Here is a 9,352-nt window from a genome sequence, read left to right as displayed (position 1 = left end):
GTGCTTACTCCGCAGGCTCTTCGATGCTGGTCAGGATGGCGCGGATCGCGGCCGGGTCGATGTCGTGATGCTCGGCGATCACCACCATGCGCGAGCGGCGCTCCTCTCCGGGTTGCCACGGACGGTCATACTGGTGACGCACCCGTGCACCCACCGCCTGCACCAAGAGGCGCATGGGCTTGCCTGCAACGGCGGCATAGCCCTTGACCCGCAGGATGTTCAATTCGTTGGCCAGCCGCTCGATCCGCGCGACCAGCTCTGCCGGGTCGGTTTGCTCGGGCAGCTCCACCACGATGCTTTCGAAATCGTCATGCTCGTGGTCGTCATGGCCATCGTGATGGCTGGGGCGGGCGTCCATGTCGTCCTCGGCGGCGGCGCCAAGGCCCAGGATCACTCGAACATCCACGGCGCCCTCGGCCACCTCGACAACCGGCAGCGGGCGGGGCGCCTCGGCGGCGATCACCTCGCGCGCGCGGGCCACGCCCTCGGGGCCGGCCAGATCGGGCTTGGTCAGCAGGATGATGTCGGCGCAGCTGATCTGGTCCTCGAACACCTCGGACAGGGGCGTTTCATGGTCGATCGAGTCGTCTGCCAGCCGCTGGGCGTCCACCGCAGCTACGTTGGGTGCGAAGCGGCCCGCCGCCACCGCCTCGGCATCGGCCAGCGCGATGACGCCATCCACCGTGATCTTGGACCGGATATCGGGCCAGTCGAACGCCTTCAAGAGCGGTTTCGGCAGCGCCAGGCCCGAGGTCTCGATCAGGATGTGATCGGGGCGCGGCTCCAGCGCCATCAGCGCCTCGATGGTGGGGATGAAATCATCGGCCACGGTGCAGCAGATGCAGCCATTGGCCAGTTCCATGATGTTTTCCGCCGGGCATTCCGGGATGGCGCAGCTTTTCAGGATCTCGCCATCGACGCCAACATCGCCAAACTCGTTGACCACCACGGCCAGCCGCTTGCCCTGCGGGTTCTGCATCAGGTGGCGGATCAGCGTGGTCTTGCCCGAGCCGAGAAAGCCGGTGATCACGGTAACGGGGAGTTTTTCAAGGGTGCTCATGGCTCAGGCTCCGATCGGGGGGATGCGCGCGGCGCAGTTCTTGCGGAAATGGACGGGACGCTCGCGCCAGGGCACCAGCCCGTCAGCGGTTGCGTGATATTTGGTGACGCCCTCGACGATGGTGGCCACGTCGTCGTCCTCGTTGAGGTTCTCATAGACAAAGGTCCAGCGCGCCGGGCCACCGCGCAACACGATGGAACAGCCCTGATCGCAATTGGACAGGCATTCGACCGGCCTCACGGTGACCCCTTCGGGCAACTCGGCCGCGCTCAGCGCGCGGTGCAGCAGGGCGCCGGGGCGCTGGGCATCGTCTTCGACCGGCAATCCGCGGCGGCAGGTGGTGCAGACCAGCAGTTCGACTGGTGCAGCTTCGGTCATGTCTCTCATCCCCCCTCGTTTGGTGCGGGGGACGGGGCTTGCGCGGGCCACGCTCTCGGACATGGACCCGACACCGGAACACCCCGTCCGGTCTTGTCTTCGGGTGCTGGCAGGTCTCCCGGCTTGCGGATGTCAGGGTCTTGCCCTGTCGGGCGTCCCGCCTTCCCGGCCAATCGGCCAGTGGCTTGGGCACCCTCTCCGGTCACGGTCGCGGGGGCGGCTGCGCTTGACGTCCGGCCTTGGGGCCGATCCGCTGGCACATTCCCTTTTCATCCGGTTTCCCGGACACCAACAGGGCGGACATGCGGCATGGGCAGGGGCCTTGTCAAGCGCGCTTGGCGGTGCGCCTGAGGGGGCAGGGGAAAAGCGACCTCTGACGTTCAGCCAGCGGCATCCGCCGCCAGCCGCGCACGCAGCCAGTCGAGGTAGAGCTGCGCCGGGGCACCGGGCGGGGCGGCACGTTCGGGGCGGACCAGGTAATGCGCCTGCGAAAAGGGAATCGGAGGTCCCGCCAGCCGCAGCGGGGCACCCTGGGCGATAGCGCCCTGGGCAAAGCGGGTCAGCACGATGGCCAGCCCGGCGCCCGCCATCACCAGTTGCAGCGCCGCGACGGTGGTATCGACCGAATAAAGGCTGCCGCCGGTCGGAGCGGGCAGGCCCTGCGCCGCGAACCAGCGCGGCCAGTTGTCCTCGTAACCCAGGATGTGGATCAACTGGTGCGCCTGTAACGCCGCGAGGGGCTGCTCCGGCGCCCCGGCCCGGACCACCGGCACGATGGTCTCATCGCAGAGCTTCTCGGTCACCAGCCCTGCCCAGTCGCCACGCCCCAGCCGGATATCCACATCCACGCCGCCCGCAGCCGGACCGTCATCCCAGATGTTCGAGACAAGCCGGACCGGGATGCCGGGATGATCGGTGGCAAAATCAGGCAGGGTGGCGGCCAGCCAGTAGGTCGCCGAGGAGATCGGCGCACGGATGCGCAGGATGCCGCGCCGGGCCGGGCCGAACAGGCTGGAGGTCGACAACGCCACATCCGCCAGCGCCTGCCGCACCGACAGCGCATAGCTGCGTCCCAACTCGGTCAGGCCCAGCCGCCGGGCGGCGCGCGTGAAGAGCGGCTCGCCCAGTTCCGCCTCGAGCGAACGGATATGCAGGGATACGGCGGTCTGGGTCAGCCCCAATTCGCGCGCGGCCTCGGTGAAGTTCAGATGGCGCGCGGCGGCCTCGAACGTCCGCAGCCAGACCGGGTTGGGCAGGCGGGCCATCTCAGCGTGGCTCCGGACCGAGGACCGGGGCGGGGCCCAGAAAATTCAAATTTTCTGGGACAAAATTTCCGGGGAAATTTTGTCGGCTGCGCTGGTTCGACATCCATCACCAAAAAATTCATGGCATCTTTTGATTTTTTATTCGTTTCTCTTGGCTAAATCCAGCTTTCATACTGCGCGCGAACCATGACCCCGGCAGGACCGGCAAGGGAGGACGCAATGAAAGTAGGCTTTATCGGACTGGGCAATGTGGGTGGCAAGCTCTCGGGCTCGCTCCTGCGCAATGGCATCGACCTGACGGTGCATGATCTCAACCCCGATCTGGTCGCGGGTTTCGTCTCGCGCGGCGCCAAGGCGGCCGAAGGGCCGGCGCAGATGATGCGCGATTGCGACGCGGTGATCACCTGTCTGCCTTCGCCCGCCGCCAGTGCCGCGGTGATGGAGGAGATGTTGCCCGAGGTCGGACCCGGCAAGATCTGGATGGAAATGTCCACCACCGACGAGGCCGAGGTCAAACGGCTGGGTGAACAGGTGATCGCGCGCGGCGGGGCCGCGGTCGACTGCCCGGTCTCGGGGGGCTGTCACCGGGCCGATACCGGCAATATCTCGATCTTCGCGGGCTGCGACCGGGCCACGTTCGAGCGCATCCTGCCCTTTCTGACCGTCATGGGCCGTCGCATCCTGCATACCGGACCGCTGGGCAGCGCCTCGGTCCTGAAGGTGATGACCAACTATCTGGCCACTGCAAACCTGCTGACCTGCTGCGAGGCGCTGGTGACGATGAAGGCCGCCGGCATGGATCTGAACACCACCTACGAGGCGATCAAGATCAGCTCGGGCACCTCCTTCGTGCACGAGACGGAAAGCCAGGTGATCCTGAACGGCAGTCGCGACATCAACTTCACCATGGACCTGGTGAAAAAGGACATCGGCCTGTTCCAGTCGATTGCCGACCGCACCGGCGTGCCGCTGGAAATCTCGCCGCTGATGATCAGCATCTTCGAGGACGGGATCGCCCGCTATGGCATGCGGGCCCAGTCCGACGACATCATCCGCCGCCTGGAAGAGGCGACCGGCCTCGACATCACCGCGCCGGGCTTTCCGCCCGAGATGGTGGACGACGAACCCGAAGAGCCGGGGTACGAGGTGGTTCCGCAGGGGCTTGTGCGCGCGGCAGGTTAAGGGACACGCCCCAAAAGGCATGACGCCGTGCAGGAGCAAGGTCCTGCACGGCGTTTCTTTTCGTTCAGATCTGTTCCACCTTGACGCTGTCGCTCAGCACAAAGGCCAGATGGCCCTTGATCCGCTCCATCGCGGGCAGCGGGTCCTCATAGCTCCAGACCGCGTCCTTGGTCACCGACGAGCGGTTGACGATCGAGTAATAGCTGGCATCGCCCTTGTGCGGGCAATGGGTGGTCTTGTCGCTGCGGTCGAGAAACGCCATGGCGATATCGGCGCGCGGGAAATAGATCACCGGCGGCAGATCGCCCTCGCTCAGTTCCAGCGCGTTGCTGCTTTCGCCCAGGATGGCGCCGCCCGACCGGACGCTCCATTTGCCCGGCGCCTTGCGGATGGTGATGTGATCGCTCATGTTCCGTTTCCTTCCCCGTATCTCGTATCTCGTTTTTTTCGGTCCGGCGGCGAGTGTTGCCCCGCCGGTGTAACAGCCGCGTGTCAAAGCGGCGCGGTTGCGGCATCCAACCACATCCGCGTCTCGGCGCCCAGACGTGGACCGATCTTTGCCGCGACGTCGGCATGATAGGCGTTCAGCCAGTCGCGTTCCTCAACCGTCAGCATCTCCGCGACGATCAGCCGCCGATCAATCGGGACATAGGTCAGGGTGCGCCAATTCAGCATGGCGCGCTCTGCGTCGCCACCGGGCAGGGGGGCGGCCTCTTGCACCACCACCAGGTTCTCGATGCGGATGCCGAATGCGCCCTCGCGATAATATCCCGGCTCGTTCGACAGGATCATGCCCGGTTCCAGCGGCACGTGGCTGACCCGTGCCAGCCGTTGCGGCCCCTCATGCACGCTCAGATACGCACCGACGCCATGCCCGACCCCGTGGTTGAAATCCTGCCCCGCCAGCCACAGCGGCAGCCGCGCCACGCATTCGATATCGCGCCCCGCCAGCCCCACGGGCCAGCGCAGCATGGACATGGCGATCATGCCTTTCAGCACCCGCGTGAAACAGGCTTTCTCCTCGTCCCCCACGGTGCCGATGGCGATGGTGCGGGTGATGTCGGTGGTCCCGTCCAGATACTGGCCGCCGCTGTCCAGCACCAGAAGATGCCCGTCCTCCAGACGGCTGTCGGTCTCCTCGGTCACCCGGTAATGCATGATCGCACCATTGGGCCCGGTGCCCGCGATGGTCTCAAAGCTGATATCCTGCAAGCCGTTATCGCGGCGGCGACAGGTCTCCAACTGGCTGACCACCTGCGTTTCAGTCAGGCTGCCGGGCTCTTGCGCATCGAGCCAGGCCAGCAGGTCCACCATCGCGGCCCCGTCGCGCAGATGCGCCTCGGCGGCGCCTGCGATCTCGGCGGCGTTCTTGCGGGCCTTGGGCAGGGCGCAGGGATCCCCCCCCTTGGCCAGCCGGTGTCCCAGCCGATCGGCGACAATCTGCGGTACCGTGCTCAGGTCAACCCGCACCGGACCTGCCAGTGCCTCTACCGCATCGAGGAACGCATCCGGTTCGTGCTGCGTCACCATCGGCCCCAGATGCTCCTCCAGACCGGTCAGCTTGGCCGCTGCCATGAACAGGTCGACCCGCCCGTCGTCATGCAGGATGGCAAAGCCATGTGCCACCGGGTTGCGCGGAATATCGGCGCCGCGAATGTTCAACAGCCACATGATCGAATCCGGCAGGGTGAGCACCGCCGCCTTCTGACCTGCGCTGCGCAGGTCCTCGGCCAGCCGCGCCGCCTTGTCGGCGGCGGTTTCACCCGCGAATTCCAGCGGATGCGCCTTGACCGGTTCCATCGGTGGGCTGGGTTGGTCCGGCCAGATCCGGTCCACCAGATTGTCGCAGCGCACCAGTTCGATCCCGCTGCCCTTCAATTCGCTCTCGGCCGTGCGGATCTGACCGGCTGCATGCAGCCAGGGATCGAACCCCACACGCCCGCCCTGCGGCAACTGCTTCTTGAGCCAGTCGGTCAGGCTTACATCGGGCCATGGAACGGGTGTAAAGACATCAGCCACCTGCGCCTTGACCTGTGTACGATAGCGCCCGTCGATGAACACGCCCGCCGCATCCTTGAGCGCGGCGCAGAACCCGGCCGAGCCGGTAAAGCCGGTGAGCCAGGCCAGACGCTCGTCATGGGCGGCGACATATTCGCCCTGATGCGCATCCGCGCGCGGCACCAGGAACCCGCTCAGCCCCTCGGCCTCGATTTCGGCGCGCAGGCGCTCCAGCCGCGGTGGCCCCTGTTCCGGGCGGGCGGTCACCTCGAAGCTCTGGTACATGCTGCGCCTCCGTGTTGCTGTTGCCGCGAAAGGTGCGGCGTGGAACCGGAAATGTCCAGCACCTCCGCGACGCTCTTGTGATGCGCGCGACTTGGCCTATCATGCCGGCATGATCCGTTTGCCTGCCCTGATTGTCCTTGCCAGCCTTGCCCTGCCGCTTGCCGCGCAGGAGGAAAAGCGGCCAACACCCGAGATCGCCCGCCGCAATGCGGCCGATGCCATCGGCAAGAAGCTTGCAAACCCGGCAAATCCCGGACAGGCGCGGGTCTCGCGGCTTGTCAAGCAAGGCGAGACGATCAAGCTTTGCGCCACGTCGGATGCCCGCAATGCCCGAGGTACCTATATCGGTCGCGACTATTGGGAGGTCACGCTCAGCGCGGATGGCGAGACCGTATTGAGGACCCGGAACGTTACCGGCCTGTTGTCCCACTGTTATGGGGCCGATTACAAACCCTTCAGGGAAATGCTGGGCGAGTGACCCCCTGGGCGGGCGACCGTTCCCGTTCCCCAAGGAAACCCAACAAGGTCGTTTGGTATTCGTTCCAGACCGCATTGCCCGGTATCGGGATGTGGTTGGCGGTTTCCAGCACCATCAGTTCGGCCCCTGGAATGCCGGCCGCCAGTTTCTGTGCCTCGGACAGCGGATGCACATTGTCATGCCGGGCATGGATGATCAGGGTCGGGCATCGCACCTGGGGCAACAGCGGCAACAGCGAGACATCGTGGATCGCCGCCCGAACCTTCAGCATGGTTTCGCGCGACGAAGCATTGATCATGTTGCGCGCCATGTCGTGAATCGCGTCCAGCGGACCTTCGGGAAAATAGCTCAGCATCATCGCCGAGACAAAGCTGATCTCCTGCGCGGTCCAGCCCTCGGTGACCAGCGATTGCATCACGTCGGACTTCAGTTCGGGATTTCGCCGCCCGCGCCCCTCGGCATAGCCGCCGACAATCGCCAGCCGGCTGACCCGCTCGGGGTACTTCACCGCAAAGCGCAGCGCCGACAGAACTCCGCCGGATTCGCTGTAGAGCGCGAACCGCTCGAACCCCGCCGCATCCGCTGCCAGCTTCAGGTTCTCGGCCAGGGTATCGAACGAGAATTCCTCCAGCGCCCGGTCCGACCGGCCGAACCCGATCGGATCGAAGCGCAGCAGGCTGTGGTGTTCCGAGATTGCATCGAACATCGCCCGTTCCGAGGGCGTGTTCCACTCTGCTTCCAGATCGGTGGTGTTGTAGCCGCCGCGCACCACCGGTGGGCCGGCTCCGATGACGGCATAGGCCAGCGACTTCCCCTCCGCCGTGCGTGTGTACCGGATGCGCTGCACCATGGGGGCAGGCCGGGGCAGGGCAGGCGGCGTGTCCGCCGTCACCTCGGCCACGAATTTCAGCCCCCGCCGGGCGATGGTACGGATGATCCGTTGCGCCTTGCCATCGTCACCCACCGCCTTGCGTGCCGCCGCGATGCGGGCGCTGATCGCGCTTTCCGAAACGATGCGCCCGTTCCAGACCTCGGCCAGGATTTCATCTCGGGTCACCAGCCGTCCGGGATTGCGCGCCAGCAGGTGTAACAGATCGAATACCTGCGGCTCGACGGCAATCTCCTCGGCGTCCCGAACCAGCGTCAACTCGTCGGTATCCAGCACGCAATTGGCGAAAGCATAGCGCATGGCGGTCTAGCCCACCCCCGCCGCAAGGAACCGGGTCAGCGTTTCCAGGTAGGTGTCATAGGCTGCATTGCCCTGCCAGGGAATGTGATTGGCGCATTCGAGCACCACCATTTCCGCATCCGCGATGCCAGCGGCCAGCTTGCGGGCCTCGGACAGTGGATGAACCGCATCGTGGCGGGAATGCAGGATCAGCGTCGGGCAAGTGATCCGTGGCAGGAAGTCCAGGCTCGAATGATGATTGATCACGTGGCGGTGGCGCAGGTCATGTTCCCTGGTCGCCGAATCCAGCATCATCCGGGCATAGGCCCGGACGGAGTCCAGTGGCCCTTCGGGCTGATATGCCAGCAGGAAGGCTTCGAAAAAGGTGCTATCCGACCGCGACCGCGCGGTTTGCAACATGGCTTGCAAGGGTTCGGCCTCCTTGCCATCCGCATTGTCGCGCACCGCGCGCCCTTCGGCATAGGCGCCCATCATGGCCAGACGGGTTACGCGTTCAGGGTGATGCGCTGCGATGTAAAGGCCCTGAGCACAACCACCGGATTGGGAATAGAGCGCGAACCGGTCGAGCCCCAGCGCGTCGGCAAGGCACAGGACATCTTCGGCCTGCTCATCAATCGTGGACCGATCGGACCGGGGGTCGGATTGCCCCGAACCAATGGCGTCGAACCGGATCAGCGCGTTCTGGCGTGACAAGGCTTCGAAGCGGTGACGTTCGAAAGGCAGCCGCCACTCCGCTGCAATATCCGAACGTGTTTGGCCGAGCAGGATCACAGGAGGGCCGGCACCCGAAACCGAATAGGCCATGGAATGCCCGGTGGGCAGGATGATGTAACGAATGCGTGGCTCGTCTGTCCTGTCCCCGGTCGCCACGGGGGCGGTGTCGTCGGTTCGTTCCGTGACCTCGGTCACCATCTGCAACCCCCGCCGGGCGATTGTACGGATGACCCGCTGTGCCTTGCCGTCGTCGCCCACGGCTTTGCGCGCGGCGGCGATGCGGGCGCTGATGGCGCTTTCCGAGACGATGCGCCCGTTCCAGACCTCGGCCAGGATTTCGTCACGGGTGACCAGCTGCCCGGCATTGCGTGCCAGCAGGTGCAGCAGGTCGAATACCTGCGGCTCGACGGCAACCGGCGCATCGCCCCGCATCAAGACATGCCGCCCGGTATCCAGAACGCAATCGCGAAACACATAGCGCATGGTGAATTAACACCCCGCTTTCGGTGTTTCGGCAAGCCCCAAGCAAAAAATAAGGATTCAGGCAGGGGTTTCCCAAGGCTGTCTGAAAGCGCCGCGCGCCCGACGCTGCCATGCTGGGAACACAACAAGGAGACCTGACATGATCCTGCATACCGATACCGCGCTTCTCAGCCACCGCCCTGTCCATCTGCAACTGCCGAGTGAGGAAGAAAGGACGGCCGCCCGATACGTGACACCGCGCCGGACTGCGAAAGCTTGGCGGGCAGGACGGATCGCCCGACTGTTCGCCTTACGGCGTCTTGTCAGCCTGTCTTGACGGG

Annotated in this window: 9 protein-coding genes and 1 riboswitch; of the genes, 2 read left to right on the top strand and 7 right to left on the bottom strand. The window is 65.3% G+C overall.

What is annotated here, in order from left to right; translation table 11 throughout:
• Positions 1–4 precede the first annotated feature (4 nt).
• The 3 genes from cobW to AC2FLM_RS04000 all read right to left on the bottom strand — a co-directional run bounded on the left by cobW (position 5) and on the right by AC2FLM_RS04000 (position 2,703).
• On the bottom strand, positions 5–1,060 hold the full coding sequence (gene cobW, locus AC2FLM_RS04010; protein ID WP_496855952.1) for a cobalamin biosynthesis protein CobW: 1,056 nt from the start codon (positions 1,058–1,060) through the stop codon (positions 5–7).
• 3 nt (positions 1,061–1,063) lie between these two features.
• Positions 1,064–1,438, bottom strand: a complete 375-nt coding sequence (locus AC2FLM_RS04005) for a DUF1636 family protein (RefSeq protein WP_496855950.1) — start codon at positions 1,436–1,438, stop codon at positions 1,064–1,066.
• Positions 1,439–1,529: 91 nt separating this feature from the next.
• Positions 1,530–1,746, bottom strand: a riboswitch (cobalamin riboswitch).
• A gap of 72 nt (positions 1,747–1,818) precedes the next feature.
• The gene (locus AC2FLM_RS04000; protein ID WP_496855948.1) at positions 1,819–2,703 is read right to left on the bottom strand and encodes a LysR substrate-binding domain-containing protein; all 885 of its coding nucleotides are present in this window, start codon (positions 2,701–2,703) and stop codon (positions 1,819–1,821) included.
• A 219-nt stretch (positions 2,704–2,922) separates the two neighbouring features.
• Between AC2FLM_RS04000 and AC2FLM_RS03995 the strand changes: the two genes are divergently transcribed.
• Complete coding sequence (locus tag AC2FLM_RS03995; RefSeq protein WP_234138897.1) at positions 2,923–3,885, top strand: NAD(P)-dependent oxidoreductase; 963 nt, start codon at positions 2,923–2,925, stop codon at positions 3,883–3,885.
• 64 nt (positions 3,886–3,949) lie between these two features.
• Here AC2FLM_RS03995 and AC2FLM_RS03990 read toward each other — a convergent pair whose 3' ends face one another.
• Together AC2FLM_RS03990 and AC2FLM_RS03985 are read right to left on the bottom strand one after the other, a co-directional pair.
• Positions 3,950–4,294, bottom strand: a complete 345-nt coding sequence (locus AC2FLM_RS03990) for a DUF427 domain-containing protein (protein WP_234138898.1) — start codon at positions 4,292–4,294, stop codon at positions 3,950–3,952.
• Positions 4,295–4,377: 83 nt separating this feature from the next.
• Positions 4,378–6,168: an aminopeptidase P family protein gene (locus AC2FLM_RS03985; RefSeq protein ID WP_496855945.1), complete on the bottom strand. Its 1,791-nt coding sequence runs from the start codon at positions 6,166–6,168 to the stop codon at positions 4,378–4,380.
• Between the two features lie 109 nt (positions 6,169–6,277).
• On the opposite strand from AC2FLM_RS03985, the gene AC2FLM_RS03980 reads away from it, so the two are divergent.
• Positions 6,278–6,646, top strand: coding sequence for a hypothetical protein (locus AC2FLM_RS03980; RefSeq protein ID WP_234219368.1), 369 nt, complete (start codon positions 6,278–6,280; stop codon positions 6,644–6,646).
• On the opposite strand, the gene AC2FLM_RS03975 is transcribed toward AC2FLM_RS03980, so the two are convergent.
• Together AC2FLM_RS03975 and AC2FLM_RS03970 are read right to left on the bottom strand one after the other, a co-directional pair.
• On the bottom strand, positions 6,624–7,835 hold the full coding sequence (locus AC2FLM_RS03975) for an alpha/beta hydrolase (protein ID WP_496855942.1): 1,212 nt from the start codon (positions 7,833–7,835) through the stop codon (positions 6,624–6,626). The two genes, AC2FLM_RS03980 and AC2FLM_RS03975, sit on opposite strands and share 23 nt — an antisense overlap.
• A 6-nt stretch (positions 7,836–7,841) precedes the next feature.
• The gene (locus tag AC2FLM_RS03970; RefSeq protein ID WP_496855940.1) at positions 7,842–9,032 is read right to left on the bottom strand and encodes an alpha/beta hydrolase; all 1,191 of its coding nucleotides are present in this window, start codon (positions 9,030–9,032) and stop codon (positions 7,842–7,844) included.
• Between the last annotated feature and the right edge of the window lie 320 nt (positions 9,033–9,352).

The organism is Ruegeria sp. SAZD011 (genome assembly GCF_059612545.1).
This window is presented reverse-complemented; position numbering and strand designations above follow the sequence as displayed.

Bases quoted from the DNA above. Each gene is read 5' to 3' on its own strand.
- cobW (WP_496855952.1), bottom strand. From the start codon at position 1,060: ATGAGCACCCTTGAAAAACTCCCCGTTACCGTGATCACCGGCTTTCTC.
- AC2FLM_RS04005 (WP_496855950.1), bottom strand. From the start codon at position 1,438: ATGACCGAAGCTGCACCAGTCGAACTGCTGGTCTGCACCACCTGCCGC.
- AC2FLM_RS04000 (WP_496855948.1), bottom strand. From the start codon at position 2,703: ATGGCCCGCCTGCCCAACCCGGTCTGGCTGCGGACGTTCGAGGCCGCC.
- AC2FLM_RS03995 (WP_234138897.1), top strand. From the start codon at position 2,923: ATGAAAGTAGGCTTTATCGGACTGGGCAATGTGGGTGGCAAGCTCTCG.
- AC2FLM_RS03990 (WP_234138898.1), bottom strand. From the start codon at position 4,294: ATGAGCGATCACATCACCATCCGCAAGGCGCCGGGCAAATGGAGCGTC.
- AC2FLM_RS03985 (WP_496855945.1), bottom strand. From the start codon at position 6,168: ATGTACCAGAGCTTCGAGGTGACCGCCCGCCCGGAACAGGGGCCACCG.
- AC2FLM_RS03980 (WP_234219368.1), top strand. From the start codon at position 6,278: ATGATCCGTTTGCCTGCCCTGATTGTCCTTGCCAGCCTTGCCCTGCCG.
- AC2FLM_RS03975 (WP_496855942.1), bottom strand. From the start codon at position 7,835: ATGCGCTATGCTTTCGCCAATTGCGTGCTGGATACCGACGAGTTGACG.
- AC2FLM_RS03970 (WP_496855940.1), bottom strand. From the start codon at position 9,032: ATGCGCTATGTGTTTCGCGATTGCGTTCTGGATACCGGGCGGCATGTC.